We start from the raw sequence: 18,266 nt of genomic DNA on the forward strand, positions 1-18,266 counted from the left end.
CTGCCGGCTACGACTTGGGCAGATAGTCGTTGGAGTACGCGTCCTCAGGCGTGACCGTCTTCTCCAGCAGGCCCTGGTCGTACATGAAGTCGGCCATACGGCTCCAGCTCTGGGCGTCGTTGGTGCCCAGCTCACCCGCGTCGTTCTGCATCATGGGCGTGGTGGCCTTGAGCACCGCGAGCGCGTTCTTCTGCCGCTTCTCGTCGCCGAGACCGGGGACGTACTTCTGGCTGAGCTTGACGGTGTCCTCGGGTTTGTCGATGGCGTACTGGAGACCGCGCAGGGTGGCGTCGACGAACTTCTTCATCTCGTCGCCGCGCTTGTCCAGCGTCTTTTCCTTGACGCCGATTCCCACCCCGACCAGCGGATCGCCCTCGGCGCCCCCGTCGAGCGTCAGGGAGCGGACCTCCTTGCCGGCCTCCTGGAAGGCAATGGCGTCATTGTTGAGGTAGCCCATGACACCCTCGACCTTTTTGCCGGTCAGCGCCGCCTGCTGGGTGAAGCCGATGTTCTTCACCTTGGCGTCCTTGGTGGAGAGCCCGCCTTCCTTCAGCAGGGCCAGCAGACCGAAATAGGTCTCGCCATAGGGACCGGGGGTGCCGAGCGTACGGCCCTTCAGGTCCGAAGGCTTCTTGATGTCGGAATCCTTGGGGACGATCAGACCCACCGGGTATTTCTGGTAAAAGGTGGCGATGTCTACCAGGGGGAGATTCTGAGAGCGGGCCTGCAGCATCTCGTCCCCGCCCGCGTAGATGACATCTTCATTGCCCGACTTCAGGGCTCCGAAGAGGTCTTCCGCGGCGCCGTGGTGACGCAGCTTGACGTTCAGCCCGGCGTCGTCGTAGTACCCCTTCTCGGCCGCCACATAGAACGGGGCGAACTGGATGTTGGGCGTGTACGTCAGCCCGACCGTGATCTTGTCTCCGCTCTTGCCCCCCGCGTCCTTCGGCTTCTCGGCGCATGAGGTCAGGGTGGCCGCCGCCACCACCGACGCGAGAGCCGCCCCCGTGACCCGGAGTCTCAGGGCGTGCCTGGTGGACGTCCTTACCAAACGCACGTACTTCTCCTCAATGAGTGGAAGATGTCAGTCAGCGCTGTACGAGCCGCTCGACCAGGCGAATGACGCCATAGAAGCCGGCGGCGAGAAGTGCGAGCATGACGAGCGTCGAGAACAGCCCAATGGTGTCGGCCTCCTGTCGCTGGACCGAGAGGAGCTGGCCGAGCCCCTCGCCGCCCATGACGAACTCGCCGACCACCGCACCGGTGATGGACAGGGTGAAGCCATTGCGCACCCCCGTGAGGATGCTGGGCAGCGCGAGCGGAAACTCGATGTACCACAGCATCCCCCACCACCCCACGCCGTCCACGCGCGCGGCCCCCATCACATCGGGGTCCAGCGAGCGCAAGCCCAGCACGGTGTTCATCAGGATGGGGAAGAAGACCAGCAGCGCGCACAGCACGGCGATGGGCAGCAGCCCATAGCCGAGCCACAGCGCGAACAGCGGGGCCAGGGCCACCGCGGGCACCGCCTGCGAAGCGGCCACATACGGCTGGAGGGCCGAGGCCGCGAGGTCGCTGCGAGCAATGAGGTAGCCGAGCGGCAGGGCGACTCCGAGCCCCATGCCGCTGCCCGCCAGCGCCTCCCACACCGTCTCCTTGGTGTAGTCGCGCAGATCGCCGTGCAGGACCTCGTCGACGAAATGTTTCGCCAGGTCGTACGGCGCCGGAAGGTAGAACGTGTCCACGGCGCCGATACGGATGGCAAGATCCCAGACGATGAGCAGGGCCACCCCGAATACGAGCGGCGGCAGCACTCCTCGGGTCGCGGATCCGGCCATGTTCCCGCGAACTCGGCGGCCGTGTACCCCCTTGGGGCTTTGACTCGAGCGACCCGCGTGCGATGCTTTTCCGCTGTTCTTCCCGGACTTTCGTACCTGTCCGGGCCGGGGTGAATGCGACGGTTCCGTTCCCGGTCCGCCACGCGCGCCCGCCGTGGCGGTCGCACCCCTTCCGCGCCCTTGCGTCATCCCCAAATCCCCTTGTATTACCGGCGGTTGCCAGATCTCCCGGCACGCCCGCGTGCAACCTATCGCCAGCCCGCTCAGGATCACAATGTGGTGGGGAACAAGGAAATCGTTCCGTTTCATCCATCGGTTCATCCATCGGTTCATCCACCGGTGGAGAATCGGTCGAGGATGCCGAGCTCACAGGCGCGCACCCCGGCCTGAAAACGGGAGTTCACCTCGAGTAACTCCAGGATTCCGGTGACGTAGCGGCGGTAGGTGCGCACCGAGATCGCCAGCTCCCGCGCCGCGGCCTCGTCCGTGACCCCGTCGCCCAGCCGCCGCAGCACCCGCCGCACCATCTCGGTGCGGGCGCGGTTGCCGAAGTCGAGCGGACGGGCGGCGGGCGCGGCGGAGCGCCAGAGGTTGCCGAACATGGCGTGCAGGGCGGCGACCACGGCCGGGTCCTGCACGACCGATGCCTGCCGCCCGTCGGCCGAGTCCGCGCACACCAGGGCGGTCCGGCCGTCGGCGATCACGGCCGTGGGCAGCGCCACCGCCGCGATCCGGATCTGCGGCGGGCGGGCCCCGAGGCCGCCGCCCGGCCCGAGCGCGGGGCCGGGGTCGGCAGGCGGCCGGGTCCGCAGGACTCGTACGTCAATGGCGTCGCCGAGGCCCGAGACCAGGGTGTGCAGGGCCGCGTGGTCGACCGCCGGCCGGGCCGTGGGCTCCGGGAACGCGGCGTCGACGCTGTGCACGGCCTGGCCGACGACCTGTTCGGCGGCGGCGAGAAAGGCCGCGTCGGCCGCCCCCACCTCGGTGAACAGCTCGCTTCTGGCCTGCCGGGCCCGGTGTTCGTGAACGGTGGACTGTAAGAGGGTGCGTACCTCTTGCAGGGTGCGGTCGAGGGCATCCTCGACCGCGGGGGCCGGCTCGGTGATCCGGTCCGCAATCCGGTCCGTGATCCGTTCCGTCATCTGGTCCGTCATCGTCTGGTCATCGCTTCGTCGTCCCGCCTCGCGACATGGTCAGGTCTCGAGTGCTTCAGGGGCGGCTTGGCAAAAGCCCCGTCTCCACCGCCCGTACCCCCGCTTGGAACCGGGAATGCGCCCCCAGCTCGCGCATGATCTCCGCGACGTAACGGCGGTAGGTGCGCAGCGACACCTTGAGGTCGCGGGCGGCCACCTCGTCGGTGACCCCGGCCCGCAGACACTCCAGGATCCGCAGCGCGGTGTCGGTGCACAGCCGTCCGGGCGGGCGCGATGGCTCGGCGAGCGCCGCGGCGTTCCCCCACGCCCCGGCGAACATCAGGTCCAGGGCCTGCACCGTGGCCGCGTCCTCCACGAGGGAGACCGGCGGCACGGCCCGCTCCGGCCCGGGTTCGGGGCCGAGTCCCGGGCCCGGCTCCGGCCCCATCTCCGGCCGTACGTAGCCGATCCGGCCGTCGACGAGCAGGGTTTCGGGTAACGCCCCGTCGGCCGTCCGCGCCTCACAGCGCGGGTCGGTGCGCACCAGCGCGGGTATCCGCGGGCCGGCCAGGGCGTCCGGCAGGCACAGCAGCCGGACGGCGACGCCCTCGCGGCCGGGGCGGGGCGGGCGGGCGAGCGCCGCGCAGACGGCGTCCTCCTGCTCCGGGTCGCCGGAGAGCACGACGGCAACGGTCCGCTCGGCTCCGGCGATGAGCCGGTCGGCGGCCTCGGCGGCCGACGGCCGACCGGGCCCGGCCCGCACCCACGACTGGCGGGCCTGGTCCTGCCGGTGCCGGGTCACCACGGACTCGATCAGGTCATGGGCCGCCAGCAGCGCCCGCTCCACATGGTCGGAGCCCGCGGCACCGGCCGTCCCGCGCTCGGGTGACGGCTCGGGCATTCTCGCAAGACCAACCATGACTTCCCCTGCAGGGCGAAGGCGACCTGTTTTCTGAAATTCGAGCCTGGTTCGAGAATTTCTTGGAGCAAAAAACGCTATGCAATTCCATTGACGACAGTAATTCGCACACAGCGACGGCGTCAACGCAGCGAGTCAGGTAAAGAGTAGGCAAATGACGGCGTGTCAGACCCTACCGCAACGCCTCGCGCGCGCAACGACACGCGGTATGTCAGGAAGTTGCATGCATCCGCGCCGCCCGGCCGCCCGTACGCCACCCAGCGCAGCCCCCGTGACACTCTGGGCGACCGGCGGCCGGGGCCGCTGTCCGCTTGCTGCCAGCCACCGACGGGCGCCCGGGTACCCCCGTCCGGGGGTGAGTCACTGCGAGCCGAAGCTGATCGGGCCCTGGAAATCCCGGCCTTGAATAACCGGTCCGGTGATCCGCGCATCACCCGAGATGGAATTGTGGACGGTGCCGACCTCTTGGGCCGGCGTTCCGTACCGGCTCATCCAGGCCGCCAGATCGCGCCCCAACTCGGGGTCCTGGCGGGCCCGTTCGACCAGCAGCTCGGCCAGCCGGCGCAGCCGCTCCGGGTCGTCGTACGGAATCGCGACGGGCTCGCCGTCGCCCGCCGGATCGGCGCCCGGGCCGCCCGGCGGATCGGCCGCCGGGTCCGCGCCCGGGTCGGCCGCCGGATCGGACGGGTCCCGCCGGAGCACCCTGCGGGACAGCGCGCCGAGCGCCTCGAGCGCCCGCCGGCCCGCCTCACCGCCGGCCCCGGACACCACCGCGTTGACCGCCGCGATCAGCGCACCCGCCGTCACCGGATCCATGGGCCCCTCCCCGGCTCGCACACCACTCCCGAACGGCACGCTACCGAACGGCGGCTCACGGACCGACCGATTCCGCGCGAAGCGTGAACCAGACCGTCTTCCCGGTGGTGTTGAGGTCCGTGCCCCATTCGTCGGCCGTCTTGCTGAGCAGAAACATCCCCCGCCCGCTCTCGGAGAGGAAGTCGGGCTCCTTGACCACCGGCAGCGAGGACTCGCTGTCGGTGACGGAGGCCCGTATGCCGTACGGGCGGTTCTCGAGGGTGAGCACACAGTCGGGCGAGGCAGCGTGCTTGTGGACGTTGGAGAGCAGTTCGGTGACACACATCGCCGCCGCGGTGATCAACTCCTCGCGGCCCCACTGGCGCAGCCGCGCACCCACGACGCGGCGCACGTCCGCGAGTGTCTGCGGATGGACGCGCAGGCGCAGCTCGTATCGCCCCCAGCTACCGCCGGGCGGTGCCCCCTGCGGGATGTTCTCTGCCATGTCGTCCAGGGCCCTCCAAGGCACGGCGCGCTGCCGTGTCGCACAGGCGATCCTGTCCCATGTCCGTGCTACTCGCAATGTTTCGACCCACTCACGCAAGACTGGCATATGCCGCCTGGTGGTTGTAGTTGGCGATACGTCAGACTGGCGACATGTCCTACCACCCAGTGCCCACCGTGCGGCGCAGGCGGCTGGGGTCCACTCTGCGGAAGCTGCGTACCGAAGCGGGGATGACATTGGACGCGGCCGCGCAGGCGCTGAACGCGGCCCAAAGGGGACGTACGGGCGCCCGCCGCTGGAGCGCCCCGAAGCTGTCCCGGATAGAGAACGCGAACGCGACCATCCGTGCCACGGAGGTCGCCACCCTGCTGGAGGCCTACGCCATCAGCGACTCCGAAGTCCGCGCGGCGCTCGAGAGGCTGGCCAAGGACGCCGGGAAACGCGGCTGGTGGCAGACCTACCGCGGTGTGGTCGCCCCCGCGTACGCCGACTACATCTCGCTGGAGAGCGACGCCGAATCCGTCCGCGACTTCGCCCCGCTGGTCGTCCCCGGGCTGCTGCAGACGCCCGACTACGCCCGGGAGACGATCGCCGCCAACGCGGTCGCGCGCAGCGAGGCGGAGGTCGCGGCGCTCGCCGAGGTGCGGCTGGCCCGCCAGGCGGTGCTGACCCGTCCGCGCGCTCCGCTGCGGCTGTGGGCGGTGATCCACGAGGCCGCCCTCCACCGGCGTTTCTCCGGCCGCCCGGCCATCATGGACGAGCAGTTGCGGCGACTGCTCGACGTCGCGGACTGGCCCACGGTCACGCTGCAGGTGATGCCGATCGACGCGGCGCCCAACCCCGGGGACGCGGGCGCCTTCACGATCGTCGGGTTTCCCGGTCCGATGCCGGACGTGGTCACCCAGGAGAACCTGCGCGGCCCCATTTACGTCGAAGGAGTCGACGACGTCAACGTCTTCGCCGACGCCTTCGACCACATCGTCGACAGCGCGCTGTCGACGGAGGAGACGAAGGCCCTCATCGCCGGTCTCTTAGGAAAGAGGGCCCCACACCGTGAACACCTCAAGAGTGCCCGAGAACCCGCATGACCTGTCCCCGAACCCATCCCCGTCCCCGCGCCCGCGCTGGCGCAAGTCCTCGCACTCCGTGGGCGAGGGCCAGTGTGTCGAGGTCGCCGCGTGGGGCGGCCTGGTCCGACTGCGCGAAAGCGACGACCCGGACGCGGTCCTGGGCGCCGCCCCGGCCGTCTGGTCCGCTTTCGTACGCGGCGTGAAGGCGGGCTTATACGACGCCTGAGATGACGCGGGGCCCGGTCCTGACGGGCCGGGCCCCGTGCCGTTCGGTCGGCGAACCGAGCCCCCGAAAAAGGGGTCAGAACTGCACGTCCGAGCAGGCATAGAAGGCGTTCGAGGTGTCGGCGACGGTCCACACGGCGAGGATCAGATGCCTGCCGGTCTTCCCGCTCGGGATGGTGCCCGAGTGGGAGAGCGTGGACGGTGGCCGCTGGCCGTTGTACGGGACGGTCAGGAACGGCGTGGAGTCCAGGCTCGCGCGGGTGAGCTTCGAGTTGGGGTTCCAGCCGTTCTTGGTGATGAAGTACTTGAAGTCCGTCGTGGCGTGCGAGGCGGTGAAGCGCCAGGTGAAGGTGTAGCTCTGCCCGGCGGTGAGCTTGGTGGTCGGCCACTGGCCGCCGCGCGGGTCGTCCAGCTGGGAGAACCGGCTGTTGCCACCCGCGCAGATCGTGCCGTCGGCCGGACCGCCGGACGGGAAGCCCTTGGGGCCCTCGACGCTCTGCGGTTCGTACTGGATGTCGCCGCAGTTGGTGACGGTGCCGTTGGCACACAGCTTCTGGCGGCTGATGGGCGAGTCGGTGTAGGCGTGGCTGGAGGCGCTGCCGCCGGTGGTGAGAACGGAGACCGCCACGAGCCCGATGCCGATCACAGCGGCGCTGATCTTCTTGCGCATGCTTCGCTCCTGAAGACGTGGGGAGTGCTTCGGCGAGCCGAGTGCAAGTGCGGTCTAGACCAAGTCGCAGAGTAACCGCGATTTCTTGGTCATGTCCATACCAAATATGGGAGATGTCCATACCAATGAAGCGCGATGAAGCGCGCCGCCCGGAGCACCCCTCCAGGTCGGGTAGGATTCATCCGTCAGCAGGCGCCGCTAGCTCAGTTGGTTAGAGCAGCTGACTCTTAATCAGCGGGTCCGGGGTTCGAGTCCCTGGCGGCGCACTTGGCTTACGCCACTGACCAGGGGTTTCTCGGTTCGCCGAGGAGCCCCTGTCGCGTTCCCGGTAAGCTGACGCGATCGGAGGTGGCTGTGGCGGCGCACAATCGCGGCATGGCGAGCGACATCCAGGAGCGCATCAAGCGCCTGATCGTCGACCAGCGGCTGCCCTCCGGCGCCCCGCTGCCGACCGAGACCGAGCTGATGGAACTGCTCGGCGTCAGCCGCAACTCCGTGCGCGAAGCCCTCAAGGGGCTGCAGGCCATGAACATCGTGGAGATCCGCCATGGCTTCGGCACCTACGTCGGACCCATGTCGATGGGCCCGATGATCGAGGGGTTGATCTTCCGCACCGTCGCCGGCCACTACCGCGGCGAGGACAGCCTGCTCCAGCTGCTGGAGCTGCGCGAGGCGGTGGAGACCGGGCTGATCGCACGGCTGGCCGGACGAATACCCCAGGCCGACCTGGCCGAGCTGGACGCCCTGGTCGAGCGGATGGAGGCGGAGGCCGCCGAGGGCGCCGTACGCGCGGACACCGACCGGGCCTTCCACGCCGCCCTCCACCGCGGGCTGGACAGTCTGCTGCTCAGCGAGATGCTGGAGGCGTTCTGGGACGCCTTCCACCGGGTGCGCACCGATCTGGTGGATCTGCACACCGACCCCAAGGTCACCTGCCGACAGCACCGGGAGATCCTGGAGGCGGTCCGCACCGGCGATGTCGTACGGGCCGAGGCCGCCGTCCGCGATCACTTCGGCAACATCCGGGAGCGGCTGCGCTCCCCTCACCAGGAATGACCCGGCGCCCCGCACCACAACCGGCCTGAGCCCCGCCTTCCCGCCTCGCCCCGCCTTCCCGCCTCGCGCCGCCTCCCGCCTCGCGCCGCGGCCGATTCCCCCCTCCCCGCCGGAAAGGTCCGGTTCTCGCTGTTGCGCTTCACGAGGCGGCCGTTCCATGTCCGCATCGCCGGTTGTCTCCACTAATGTGCCCGTACGGCCGAGGGGGGCCGTTTCGGGGGAGAGCACACGACGAACGGGCTTCAGCACGCGGCCGGCTTCCGCGTGCGGGGGGAATGACTCATGGCGTCGACGACCAGCGCGCGCATCCCACGACAGCACCAGAGCGAACCGCCACGGCACCGGCCCCGGCCGCCGCTGCCGAAGTACGACTACGAGCACTACAGCCGGCTCGCCGGCCCGCTCAGCCGACCGGATTCCGAAAGCGCCGGAAATTCAGCCAAACCGTACCGGGTGCGCTACCGCGGGCTGCTGGCCGACGAACCGCACCGCATCCGCGCCGCGCTGCTGCTCGGCGCCGCGCCCCTGCTCTCGCTGGGGCTGCTGCTGTGGCTGATGCAGCCCGCCCACTGGACCAGCCGGGAGGGCGTCGGCCCGGTCATGGCCGCCATGGACACCGTGATGCTGGTCTCCATCGGGCTGATCGAGCTGTTCCGCACGCTCAATGTGCTGTCCAACGCGCATGCCACCCTCGTCGCCCGCGACCCGGTCCCGGTGGTGCCCGAGACCGGCACCAAGGTCGCCTTCCTCACCTCCTTCGTGCCCGGCAAGGAGCCGCTGGAGATGGTGACCCGGACCCTGGAGGCGGCGGTGCGGGTGCGCCACCGCGGCACGCTGCACGTCTGGCTCCTCGACGAGGGCGACGACCCGGCGGTGAGGGCGGTCTGCGCGCGCCTGGACGTACGCCACTTCACCCGCAAGGGCGTCGAGAAGTGGAACCGACCCAAGGGCCCGCACCGCGCCAGGACCAAGCACGGCAACTACAACGCCTGGCTGGACGCCCACGGCGACGCATACGACTACTTCGCCTCCGTCGACACCGACCACGTCCCGCTCCCCAACTACCTGGAGCGGATGCTCGGCTACTTCCGCGACCCGGACGTCGCCTTCGTCGTCGGCCCGCAGGTCTACGGCAACTACGACGCGGTCGTCACCAAGGCCGCCGAGAGCCAGCAGTTCCTCTTCCACGCCCTCATCCAGCGCGCGGGGAACGCCTATGGCGGCCCCATGTTCGTCGGCACCAACAACGCCGTACGGATCAGCGCCCTCAAGGGCATCGGCGGGCTGTACGACTCGATCACCGAGGACATGGCCACCGGCTTCGAGCTGCACCGCCACCGCAACCCCGCCACCGGCCGCAAGTGGCGCTCCGTCTACACCCCCGACGTGCTCGCGGTCGGCGAGGGCCCGGGCGCCTGGACCGACTTCTTCACCCAGCAGCTGCGCTGGTCCCGGGGCACCTACGAGACGCTGCTCAAGCAGTTCTGGAAGGCGCCGTTCACCCTGCCGCCGGGCAAGCTCTTCAACTACACGCTGATGGTGATCTTCTATCCGGCGTCGGCGCTCAACTGGATTCTCGCCGCCCTCAGCTGCGCGCTCTTCCTCGGCTTCGGCGCCTCGGGGCTCCAGATCGACCCCGCCATCTGGATGATGCTCTACGGCAACGCCTCGGCCCTGCAGATCGGTCTGTACATCTGGAACCGGCGGCACAACGTCTCGCCGCACGAACCGGAGGGGTCCGGCGGTGTGGCCGGCATGGTGATGTCCGCCCTCGCCGCGCCGATCTACGCCCGTTCGCTGATGGACGCCGTACTGCGCCGTAAGAGCAGGTTCGTGGTGACACCCAAGGGCGACTCGGCGAGCCCCGACACGCTCTTCGGCACCTTCCGGATTCACCTTTTCTTCCTGGCGGTCTTCGGCGGGTCGCTCGCCTCTTCCTTCTATTTCGACCACAGTCATCCAGCGATGACCGTTTGGGCATCACTTGCCCTGGCTGTCACGGCCGCGCCGATCATCGCCTGGCGGTGGACCCTCCGCCAGCAGAAACGGACCGAGAAGCAGACCGCCGATCCATCCCTTGGGGGACGATAGAACGTGAAGTACCGACCGAGTCGCCGCACCCGCCGCTTCGGGATCGGTGCGGCGGCTGTGCTCATGCTGGCCGGAATGAACGGACCGGCCCTCTACCGCTTCAGCTCGGACAAGTACCACAAGTACAAGATCAACCAGCCGGAGTACAAGGTCAGGAACGGCCACTGGGATGTGGTGAACGTCCCCGAGGAGTACCGGATCAACACGATCCACGCCGCCCTGCTGCATACCGGCAAGGTGCTGCTGGTCGCCGGCTCCGGGAACAACGCGAAGAACTTCGCCGCCAAGTCCTTCCGGAGCGTCCTGTGGGACCCGGTGAAGAACACCTATCGGAACATCCCCACCCCCCAGGACCTCTTCTGCGCCGGACACTCCCAGCTGCCGGACGGAAAACTGCTGGTGGCGGGCGGCACTCAGCGGTACGAAAAGCTCAAGGGCGATGTGGAGAAGGCCGGCGGCCTGATGTTTGTCCACAACGAGGACCCGGACAAGCCGAGGACGTTCCCGGCGGGCACCCGCTTCACCGGCAAGGAGAACGGCAAGGTCTTCGAGTCCAAGGACCCGGTGCTGGTCCCGCGCGCCAAGAAGGCCAAGAACCGCAAGTCCGGCAAGGTCACCGTGACCGCCAGCACCGCCCGGGTCTATGTGGAGGCGCTGCGCAAGGGGAAGCGGTACCAGACCGGGACCCAGGACAACTACCGGATCGAGGGGCTGGAGGGCAAGGACCGGCGGAACTTCTACGGCATCGCGCAGAAGCTGTCCTTCGACAAGAAGGACTTCCAGGGCATCAAGACCGCCTACGAGTTCGACCCGGTCGCCGAGCGCTATGTCCCCGTCGACCCGATGCACGAGGCCCGCTGGTACCCGACCCTGACCACCCTCCAGGACGGCCGGGTGCTGTCGGTCTCCGGTCTGGACGAGATCGGCCAGGTCGTACCGGGGAAGAACGAGACCTACGACCCCCGGACCAAGAAGTGGAAGTACCTGCCCAAGAAGCGGTTCTTCCCCACGTACCCCGCACTCTTCCTCGCCGAAGGCGGCAAGATCTTCTACACCGGCTCCAACGCCGGCTACGGCCCGGACAACGTGGGCCGCACCCCCGGCATCTGGGATCTGAAGACCAATGCGTTCAAGGCCGTGCCCGGTATGAGCGACCCGGACATCCTGGAGACGTCGATGTCCGTGCTGCTGCCACCGGCCCAGGAGCAGCGGTACATGGTGCTCGGCGGCGGTGGGGTCGGCGAGGACCCCAGGGCCACCGCGAAGACCCGGATCGTCGATCTGCACAAGGCACGGCCGCGCTTCCACGACGGGCCGAAGCTGTACTCCGAGGTCCGCTACCCCAGCAGCGTCATCCTCCCGGACGACACGCTGCTGACCACCAACGGCTCGGGCGACTACCGCGGGCGCGACGGCAGCGATGTGCTGCGGGCCGAGGTCTACGACCCCAAGACCAACACCGTGCGCAGCGTGGCCGACCCGCTGGTGGGCCGCAACTACCACTCCGGGGCGCTGCTGCTGCCCGACGGCCGGGTGATGACCTTCGGCTCCGACTCACTGTTCGGCGACTCCGCCAACACCAAGCCGGGGACGTTCCAGCAGCAGATCGACCTGTACACCCCGCCGTATCTGTTCCGCGACGCGCGGCCCACGCTGGTCGACACCGCGCCGCGGACCGTCAAGCACGGGGCGAAGGCCACCTACCGGACCCCGCACGCACCGGCCATCGAGCGGGTGCGGCTGATCCGCCCGGGGGCCTTCACCCATGTGACCAACGTCGAACAGCGGTCGATCGCGCTGGACTTCGTCGCCGGCCGGGACAGCGTCACCGTCCGGATCCCGAAGGACCCGTCGCTGGTCCCGCCGGGGTGGTACATGCTCACAGTGGTGGACGACGAGGGCACCCCGTCGAAGGCGGCCTGGGTGGAGGTACCCCCGTCCGCAGCTACCGCGGGCGCCTCCAAGCGCTGACCGGTCGGCTATCCGGGCTGTTCGGCGTTACTGCTTGGCGTTACTGCTTCGTGTTACCGCTTGACGTTACGGGCGAGGTCGAGCGCGTACCGCGGCCACCACCGGCCGGCCTCGGGGCCGCCCTTGCAGGTGCCGTCCGACTCGCCCGGACGCTTGATCCACAGATACGCGGCAACCGCGCCGTCGCCCGTGCGGACCGTCGGCGTCTCGCCCAGCGCCCGCCCCTTGGGGTTGCACCATGCCTCGGGGTCCTCCTTGCCCGGCACCGGGCCGTTGCCATTACGGCTGGTGTCGATCACGAAGGGCTTGCCGCCGACCAGGGCGGAGAGCTTCTTGCCGTATATCTTGTTGTCCTCGGTGGTCTGGTAATTGGCGATGTTGAGCGCGAAGCCGTCGGCCTTCTTCAGCCCCGCCCGCCTCAGCGGCTCGGCCATCCGGCGCGGGTCCTTGATCCAGTGCGGATTCCCGGCGTCCAGATAGACCTTGGTGTGGGGCAGCCCCTTGAGCTTGTCCACGGCCCCGGTCAGCAGGTCATAGCGCTCCTCGAGGAACTTCTTGGGCGTGCAGCCGTCCACCGCGTGAGGCAGCGCGTCCGGCTCCAGGATGACCGTGGCGGCCCGGTCGCCGATACCCCTGACCGCCTTGTCCAGCCAGGCGCGGTACGTATTGCCGTCGGCGGCGCCGCCCTTCGAATAGTGTCCGCAGTCGCGGTGCGGGATGTTGTAGAAGACCAGCAGCGCATCGCGCTCCTCCCGGGCGGCGGCCTCGGTGAACCCGCGCGCCTGGCCCTCCGGATCGTCCACCCCCAGCCACTCCGCGACCGGCTGCGCCGCGATCCGCCCTATCAGCCTCGCCTCGGCGTCCGCCCCCTTCCTGCGGTACGCGGCGACCTGCCGCGCCGCACTGCCGTCGGGATTCACCCAGTACGGCACGATATTCCTGGGCCGCTGCGCGGGCTTGGCGGCCGCGATCGACTCCTCCTCGCTGTCGGAGGACGACGAGCCGAAGCAGCCGGAGAGCGTCACAAGCAACAGCAGCGACAGCAGCGCCCCCACCGCGGCCCGCACATGGACAGCCCTGCGCCGACGGCCGGTGTAACTCCCGTACATCCACTCCCCCTTGGGTGCACGCTCCGGGAGGCACCCCTCAGGCCCCCGGGTAGGACAAGACCGGTCGAATCCATGCTTACACACCACACCGACCCCCACAGGGTTGTCCACAGCCCTTTGCGCGATTTCGCCCGTACGGCGTGGTGCGTGCCCTGAGCCGCGCCGGGGCGCGCACGCCTACCGAATCCCCGTCAGATACGCCGACACCACCACGCGCGCACCAGGCGCCGCGTACGCCCCGCGCGCCCCGTGCTCTCCCTGGATTCCGTCCCTCGCGACCAGCCGCAGCTCCGCCCGGCCCCGAGCCCGCGCCCCGAACACCCGCCGCGCGTCGTACCGCCCGGCCATGACCATCTCGACGCCCTCGACCGTGAATTCGGCCACCGTCCCGTCCGCCCGCGACACCCGCACCGCGTCCCCGCGTCTGACCCCGCCCAGGCGGCGGACGACACCAGCGTCGGCGGGCCCGATCAGCACCGCCGTACCCGCGGCCCCCGGCCGCACCCCCACGCCGTACCAGTCCGCGCCCCGGCCCATTCGCCGGCTCCAGCTCCGGCCACGGACCGGCTCACCGACCCGCCCCGCGATCCCTGCCGACGCGACGACGACGCGCCGCGCCCGTACGGACGGCAGCGGTTCCCGGGACGGCGGCAGCGGATGCGCGGGCGGGCGCCCCACGGCCGCAACGTCTCCCGTCACCGGCACCACACCGCCCAGACCCTCCGCGGTGTCATGGCCCCACAGCCACAGCCCGAGCAGCAGCGCCGCCCAGGCCACCCCCGCGACCGGCCGGCCGACCCGGCCGAAGCCCTTCCCGTACACCGCCGTCAGCCCGATGCCACTGCGACCGGGCGACGGCGGCGGTGCACCGCCAGCCCGGCGACGGCCAGCGCCGTGCCCCCGGAGAGCACCAGACCGTACGCCTCGGCCCCGCCGAAGTCCTGGCGCGCCGCGTCATCGGCCGGGGCGATGCCCGGATGGGCGTGGTGGGCGGGGTGAGCCGGGTGGGCCGGGTGGGCGGGGGCGTTGTCCTCCTGGTCCGCGGCGGCGGGTCCGGCGATGGCCATGACCACCGCCGCCGCACAGGCGGCCATACGGAGCGTGAGGGCGAGCGAACGCATGGTGAACCTCCTGACACCACCGAGGCTCACGCGCGCCGCCGGGAGCCGCATCCGCTGCGGCCCCCGGCTGCTCCGTACGGGTCAGTCCGGGTCAGTCCGTACGCGTCAGATTGTTCCGGTTGGCGTCACACCCGCTCGACCAGGTCCGCGATGGAGTTCACGACCGTCGACGGCCGGAACGGGTGCCGGTCGACCTCTCCGATCTGAGTGACCCCGGTGAGCACCAGGAAGGTCTCCATGCCCGCCTCGAGACCGGCCAGCACATCGGTGTCCATCCGGTCGCCGATCATCGCGCTGGTCTCGGAGTGCGCCCCGATCGCGTTCAGCCCGGCGCGCATCATCAGCGGGTTCGGCTTGCCGACGAAGTACGGCTCGGCCCCCGTCGCCTTGGTGATCAGCGCGGCCACGGAGCCGGTCGCGGGCAGCGCGCCCTCCGCCGAGGGCCCGGTCTCGTCGGGGTTGGTGGCGATGAAGCGGGCGCCGTTGTTGATCAGGCGGATGGCCTTGGTCAGCGCTTCGAAGCTGTAGGTACGGGTCTCGCCGAGGACCACATAGTCCGGTTCGACGTCGGTGAGGACATAGCCGATGTCGTGCAGGGCCGTGGTCAACCCCGCCTCGCCGATGACATACGCCGTACCGCCGGGCCGCTGGTCGTCCAGGAACTTGGCGGTGGCCAGCGCGGACGTCCAGATGTTGGCGACCGGCACGTCCAGGCCGATCCGGGACAGCCGGGCGTGCAGATCGCGCGGGGTGTAGATGGAGTTGTTGGTGAGCACGAGGAAGGGCTTGCCGGACTCGCGCAGCCGCTTGATGAAGGCGTCGGCCCCGGGCACCGGGATCCCCTCGTGCATCAGCACCCCGTCCATATCGGTGAGCCAGGACTCGATCGGCTTGCGCTCTGCCATTGCGGACTCTCCTGCCGTGCACCAATAACACCTGAGTGGGGACACCGACCGCGCCATTGCGGACGGGCCGAGGGTCCAGCGTAGTCAGCCGGGCCGCGACCTGGACCTCCCCGGTCCCCTCTGACCTCGGCAGACGGGACCGCGGCGGACTCGCGGCAAGCGTTCCAGCGCGACAGAGCCGGGCGGGCGGCCGATCCTGGTGGTGAAGGCCGCGTCTGCCGCGGCCGCTTCCGCTCCCCCCTCCCCGCGCGAAGGAGATTCAGATGAGCATCAAGGACAAGCTCAAGGACGCGATCAACAAGGGCCAGGAACGGGCGCGGCAAGCCTCACGCAAGGGCAAGGGCACCACCGGCCGGCCCCGCAGCGGCGCGGAGAAGGCGGACGAAGAGCTCCGCCGCCGGGGCGAGCCGCCCAGGGGGCGGTAGCGGCAGCCGGCTCTCACTGCCTCGGACGCCGGGACCTGATCACCAGCGCGGTACCGGAGACGATGAGCGCGCCACTGATCACGGCGAGTCCGAGGAGTACGACGCCCCGGCCCGTCGCGGCGAGTTCAGGCGGCAGATGGTCGCGACTGCTGCCCTCGCCGCGGGGGCCGGGGGTGGCGTCGGCGCGGGCGGGCGCCTCTTCCTTCCCGGGGCCCCCAGGGCCCTCAGGGCCCTCGGTGCGTCCGGGGCCCCCGGTGCGCCCGCCGGCGCCGGTCCCCTGATCGGCGCGGGGCTCGGGCTGCGGCTCGGCAGAGGGCTCACCGGTGCGGAGCCCGCCCGTGCTGCGCTGCTCACCGGCGCTCGGCCCGCTCTTACGGGGCTCCCCCGGCTCCTCCGTACCGGCCCCGCTCGCCTCCTCCGCCCCCGCCCCCGCCGCGCGCTCGATGCGGAAGTCGTAGTCGCCGGACTGGCCGACCCAGTCCCCGTCGTCCGCGCGGCGCTCCATGGTGATGACGTTCGCGGTGACGGGGCCGATCGGCGCGGAGTCGGTGAAGCAGGACCGCACCCGCACCTTCACGCTCCCGCGCGCGGGCACGGTGAAGCCCTGGAACGGGTCGCCGAAGACCCCGATGTTCTCGTCCTCGTCCGTGGTCTCAAAGGAGACGGGCCGCCATCGGCCACCGGCGGCCTTGTCGGCGTAAGGGTCCAGGAACTCCATCCTGATGTGGTCGGGCCGCAGGGCGTGCGCGCGGTCGACGAGGATCGCGATGGGGTGGATGGCGCGGCACTCGGCGCGTGTGGTGTTGCGCAGCTCCAGGTGCCAGGCGCGCCAGCCGCCGCCCCGCGCGTACCGGGCCGGCCCGTCGTGCAGCCGGGCGTCGATCGGGAAGCGGGGGCTCTCCCGCCGTCCGCAGGAGGGCACGGCGGCCGACGCGGCCGCGGCCGCGGACTGCGCGGTTCCGCACCACGCCGCGGGCACGAGCAGCGCGAGCGCGGCGGCGGACCGGGCGGCTGCGCGGACGACGGGGGTGGCGGGCGAGCGCATGGGCGACCTCTGCTGCGGTGGTTTCCCGAGTGCCCTGCTGTCTTCCACCTTGGGGCACCGACACGCGGCCGACCGGGCCGATTGCCTCCGACTGGCGGTCAACAACCCCCTCGTTCGGCCCATCGGATCGTCAGCCGATCAGCCCCCTACTCCCTCACCCCACCGCGAACAGCGGCGCCAGCACCAGCTGCGCCGCGCCCTCCACGACCGCGTGGCCGCCCCGGCCGACCACGTCCACCGGGACCGTACGGCCGCCGGCCCGCGCCGCGTCCGCGGCCAGCGTCTCGGCCACGCCGCGCGCGTACGGCTCGGGCGCGGCCAGTACGACCCGGCCGCCGAGCAGCACCCGGTCGATGTCGAGCAGCCGTACGAGGTTGGCGGCGCCGACGCCGAGCAGCCGCGCCGCCCGGGCCGGGTCGCCGTCCGCGACCGCGGCCAGGCACAGCGCCTCCAGGCAGCCGCGGTTGCCGCAGCCGCAGGGCGGTCCGTCCAGCTGGACGACCTGGTGTCCGAACTCCCCCGCGCCGGTGCGGGCTCCCCGGTGGACGGCCCCGCCGAGGACGAGACCGGCGCCCAGACCGGTGCCGAGGTGCAGATACGCGAAGGACCCGGCGGGGAAGGGCCCGGCGGCGGCGCGCTGCCGGGCGCGGCCGACGGTGAGCCCGAGTGCGGCGGCGTTGGTGTCCTTGTCCAGGACGACGGGCAGGCCGAGGCGTTCGGCGAGCGCGTCGCGCAGCGGGAAGCCGTCCCAGCGGGGGAAGCCGGTGACGCGGCGCAGCACCCCGGAGCCGTGGTCCAGCGGCCCGGGGGCTGCGACCCCGGCGCCCAGCAGCCCGGTGCGGCCGCCGTCGGCCTCGGCGAGCAGGGCCTCGACCTCGCCGCCGACCACGGCGACCGCCTCCTCGGCCCCCGCGCCGAAGTCGAAGGGGACCGTGCGCCGGCCGAGCGGTGTGCCCGCGAGGTCGACCAGCACGGCCGTCAGCTCGTCGCGGTCCAGGTGCAACCCGATCGCCCGCCGCGCACCCGGGACCAGCCGGAGGACCGTACGCGGCTTACCGCCGGTGGACGCCCGGTGGCCAGCCTCGGCGGCCAGCCCGTCCGCCCGCAGCCGGGCCGTGATCTTGCTGACGGCCTGCGGGGTGAGCCCGGTCTGCGCGGCCAGCTCCAGCCGGCTGATCCCGCCCTCGCCCGCGTCCCGCAGCAGGCCGAGGACGAGGGCCGCGTTATGGCCGCGCAGGACGGCCAGATTGGCGCCGGGGCCGGGCTGGATTCCCGGTCCGGGCTGAACTCCAGGCCCGGGCCGGGCTCCGTGGCCGGTTCCGGTTCCGGGGCCGGGGCCGGGGCCGGGGCCGGAAACCGCTCGGGCCGTCGAGGACATCGCGCTGTTC

19 protein-coding genes and 1 tRNA gene are annotated in these 18,266 nt (G+C 70.7%); 7 read left to right on the forward strand and 13 right to left on the reverse strand.

All coding sequences use genetic code 11. The features are described from left to right. Positions 1 to 7: 7 nt before the first annotated feature. The 6 genes from ACWDSL_RS04395 to ACWDSL_RS04420 form a co-directional block, all read right to left on the reverse strand. A complete protein-coding gene (locus ACWDSL_RS04395) occupies positions 8 to 1,057 on the reverse strand; it encodes an ABC transporter substrate-binding protein (RefSeq protein ID WP_450481599.1) in 1,050 nt (349 codons plus the stop codon). A 31-nt stretch (positions 1,058 to 1,088) separates the two neighbouring features. Then, entirely contained in the window at positions 1,089 to 1,622 is a 534-nt protein-coding gene (locus ACWDSL_RS04400; protein WP_450481752.1) for an ABC transporter permease, read from the reverse strand. Positions 1,623 to 2,167: 545 nt separating this feature from the next. After that, positions 2,168 to 2,992 carry a DNA-binding response regulator gene (locus ACWDSL_RS04405; protein WP_450481601.1) on the reverse strand — a complete coding sequence of 275 codons (825 nt, stop codon included), beginning with the start codon at positions 2,990 to 2,992 and terminating at the stop codon, positions 2,168 to 2,170. A gap of 55 nt (positions 2,993 to 3,047) precedes the next feature. Next, positions 3,048 to 3,872 (reverse strand): helix-turn-helix transcriptional regulator, encoded by an 825-nt coding sequence (locus ACWDSL_RS04410; RefSeq protein WP_450481603.1) that lies wholly within the window; start codon positions 3,870 to 3,872, stop codon positions 3,048 to 3,050. 378 nt (positions 3,873 to 4,250) lie between these two features. After that, positions 4,251 to 4,706: a hypothetical protein gene (locus ACWDSL_RS04415; protein ID WP_450481605.1), complete on the reverse strand. Its 456-nt coding sequence runs from the start codon at positions 4,704 to 4,706 to the stop codon at positions 4,251 to 4,253. A gap of 55 nt (positions 4,707 to 4,761) precedes the next feature. Then, positions 4,762 to 5,190, reverse strand: a complete 429-nt coding sequence (locus ACWDSL_RS04420) for an ATP-binding protein (protein WP_089512421.1) — start codon at positions 5,188 to 5,190, stop codon at positions 4,762 to 4,764. A gap of 152 nt (positions 5,191 to 5,342) precedes the next feature. Between ACWDSL_RS04420 and ACWDSL_RS04425 the strand changes: the two genes are divergently transcribed. Further along, positions 5,343 to 6,278 carry a DUF5753 domain-containing protein gene (locus tag ACWDSL_RS04425; protein WP_450481608.1) on the forward strand — a complete coding sequence of 312 codons (936 nt, stop codon included), beginning with the start codon at positions 5,343 to 5,345 and terminating at the stop codon, positions 6,276 to 6,278. A gap of 58 nt (positions 6,279 to 6,336) precedes the next feature. Then, positions 6,337 to 6,486, forward strand: a complete 150-nt coding sequence (locus tag ACWDSL_RS04430; RefSeq protein ID WP_450481610.1) for a DUF397 domain-containing protein — start codon at positions 6,337 to 6,339, stop codon at positions 6,484 to 6,486. 75 nt (positions 6,487 to 6,561) lie between these two features. On the opposite strand, the gene ACWDSL_RS04435 is transcribed toward ACWDSL_RS04430, so the two are convergent. Next, complete coding sequence (locus tag ACWDSL_RS04435; RefSeq protein WP_450481612.1) at positions 6,562 to 7,155, reverse strand: lytic polysaccharide monooxygenase auxiliary activity family 9 protein; 594 nt, start codon at positions 7,153 to 7,155, stop codon at positions 6,562 to 6,564. A 192-nt stretch (positions 7,156 to 7,347) separates the two neighbouring features. Here ACWDSL_RS04435 and ACWDSL_RS04440 point away from each other — a divergent pair. From ACWDSL_RS04440 to ACWDSL_RS04455, 4 genes are all read left to right on the forward strand, one after another. Then, positions 7,348 to 7,421 (forward strand) — tRNA-Lys (locus ACWDSL_RS04440). A gap of 109 nt (positions 7,422 to 7,530) precedes the next feature. Beyond that, complete coding sequence (locus ACWDSL_RS04445; protein WP_450481614.1) at positions 7,531 to 8,211, forward strand: FadR/GntR family transcriptional regulator; 681 nt, start codon at positions 7,531 to 7,533, stop codon at positions 8,209 to 8,211. A 282-nt stretch (positions 8,212 to 8,493) separates the two neighbouring features. Further along, positions 8,494 to 10,302, forward strand: a complete 1,809-nt coding sequence (locus tag ACWDSL_RS04450; protein WP_450481615.1) for a glycosyltransferase family 2 protein — start codon at positions 8,494 to 8,496, stop codon at positions 10,300 to 10,302. A 3-nt stretch (positions 10,303 to 10,305) separates the two neighbouring features. After that, positions 10,306 to 12,273 (forward strand): galactose oxidase-like domain-containing protein, encoded by a 1,968-nt coding sequence (locus tag ACWDSL_RS04455; protein ID WP_450481617.1) that lies wholly within the window; start codon positions 10,306 to 10,308, stop codon positions 12,271 to 12,273. Between the two features lie 53 nt (positions 12,274 to 12,326). Here the strand turns inward: ACWDSL_RS04455 and ACWDSL_RS04460 are convergent, their stop codons facing one another. From ACWDSL_RS04460 to ACWDSL_RS04475, 4 genes are all read right to left on the reverse strand, one after another. After that, the gene (locus tag ACWDSL_RS04460) at positions 12,327 to 13,382 is read right to left on the reverse strand and encodes a glycoside hydrolase family 6 protein (protein WP_450481619.1); all 1,056 of its coding nucleotides are present in this window, start codon (positions 13,380 to 13,382) and stop codon (positions 12,327 to 12,329) included. Positions 13,383 to 13,559: 177 nt separating this feature from the next. Next, complete coding sequence (locus ACWDSL_RS04465; RefSeq protein ID WP_450481621.1) at positions 13,560 to 14,204, reverse strand: class F sortase; 645 nt, start codon at positions 14,202 to 14,204, stop codon at positions 13,560 to 13,562. Positions 14,205 to 14,209: 5 nt separating this feature from the next. Then, positions 14,210 to 14,503 carry a hypothetical protein gene (locus tag ACWDSL_RS04470; protein WP_450481623.1) on the reverse strand — a complete coding sequence of 98 codons (294 nt, stop codon included), beginning with the start codon at positions 14,501 to 14,503 and terminating at the stop codon, positions 14,210 to 14,212. Between the two features lie 125 nt (positions 14,504 to 14,628). Next, positions 14,629 to 15,408 carry an HAD-IIA family hydrolase gene (locus ACWDSL_RS04475; RefSeq protein ID WP_089512412.1) on the reverse strand — a complete coding sequence of 260 codons (780 nt, stop codon included), beginning with the start codon at positions 15,406 to 15,408 and terminating at the stop codon, positions 14,629 to 14,631. A gap of 263 nt (positions 15,409 to 15,671) precedes the next feature. Between ACWDSL_RS04475 and ACWDSL_RS04480 the strand changes: the two genes are divergently transcribed. Then, positions 15,672 to 15,833 (forward strand): antitoxin, encoded by a 162-nt coding sequence (locus tag ACWDSL_RS04480; protein ID WP_450481625.1) that lies wholly within the window; start codon positions 15,672 to 15,674, stop codon positions 15,831 to 15,833. A gap of 13 nt (positions 15,834 to 15,846) precedes the next feature. On the opposite strand, the gene ACWDSL_RS04485 is transcribed toward ACWDSL_RS04480, so the two are convergent. Further along, on the reverse strand, positions 15,847 to 16,878 hold the full coding sequence (locus tag ACWDSL_RS04485; RefSeq protein WP_450481626.1) for a hypothetical protein: 1,032 nt from the start codon (positions 16,876 to 16,878) through the stop codon (positions 15,847 to 15,849). Positions 16,879 to 17,032: 154 nt separating this feature from the next. Next, positions 17,033 to 18,256, reverse strand: coding sequence for an ROK family transcriptional regulator (locus ACWDSL_RS04490; protein WP_450481754.1), 1,224 nt, complete (start codon positions 18,254 to 18,256; stop codon positions 17,033 to 17,035). Positions 18,257 to 18,266: the final 10 nt, after the last annotated feature.

The organism is Streptomyces sp. NPDC000941 (assembly GCF_053599555.1).

Bases quoted from the DNA above. Each gene is read 5' to 3' on its own strand.
- ACWDSL_RS04400 (WP_450481752.1), bottom strand. From the start codon at position 1,622: ATGGGGCTCGGAGTCGCCCTGCCGCTCGGCTACCTCATTGCTCGCAGC.
- ACWDSL_RS04405 (WP_450481601.1), bottom strand. From the start codon at position 2,992: ATGACGGACCAGATGACGGAACGGATCACGGACCGGATTGCGGACCGG.
- ACWDSL_RS04410 (WP_450481603.1), bottom strand. From the start codon at position 3,872: ATGCCCGAGCCGTCACCCGAGCGCGGGACGGCCGGTGCCGCGGGCTCC.
- ACWDSL_RS04415 (WP_450481605.1), bottom strand. From the start codon at position 4,706: ATGGATCCGGTGACGGCGGGTGCGCTGATCGCGGCGGTCAACGCGGTG.
- ACWDSL_RS04420 (WP_089512421.1), bottom strand. From the start codon at position 5,190: ATGGCAGAGAACATCCCGCAGGGGGCACCGCCCGGCGGTAGCTGGGGG.
- ACWDSL_RS04425 (WP_450481608.1), top strand. From the start codon at position 5,343: ATGTCCTACCACCCAGTGCCCACCGTGCGGCGCAGGCGGCTGGGGTCC.
- ACWDSL_RS04435 (WP_450481612.1), bottom strand. From the start codon at position 7,155: ATGCGCAAGAAGATCAGCGCCGCTGTGATCGGCATCGGGCTCGTGGCG.
- ACWDSL_RS04445 (WP_450481614.1), top strand. From the start codon at position 7,531: ATGGCGAGCGACATCCAGGAGCGCATCAAGCGCCTGATCGTCGACCAG.
- ACWDSL_RS04450 (WP_450481615.1), top strand. From the start codon at position 8,494: ATGGCGTCGACGACCAGCGCGCGCATCCCACGACAGCACCAGAGCGAA.
- ACWDSL_RS04460 (WP_450481619.1), bottom strand. From the start codon at position 13,382: ATGTACGGGAGTTACACCGGCCGTCGGCGCAGGGCTGTCCATGTGCGG.
- ACWDSL_RS04470 (WP_450481623.1), bottom strand. From the start codon at position 14,503: ATGCGTTCGCTCGCCCTCACGCTCCGTATGGCCGCCTGTGCGGCGGCG.
- ACWDSL_RS04475 (WP_089512412.1), bottom strand. From the start codon at position 15,408: ATGGCAGAGCGCAAGCCGATCGAGTCCTGGCTCACCGATATGGACGGG.
- ACWDSL_RS04480 (WP_450481625.1), top strand. From the start codon at position 15,672: ATGAGCATCAAGGACAAGCTCAAGGACGCGATCAACAAGGGCCAGGAA.
- ACWDSL_RS04485 (WP_450481626.1), bottom strand. From the start codon at position 16,878: ATGCGCTCGCCCGCCACCCCCGTCGTCCGCGCAGCCGCCCGGTCCGCC.
- ACWDSL_RS04490 (WP_450481754.1), bottom strand. From the start codon at position 18,256: ATGTCCTCGACGGCCCGAGCGGTTTCCGGCCCCGGCCCCGGCCCCGGC.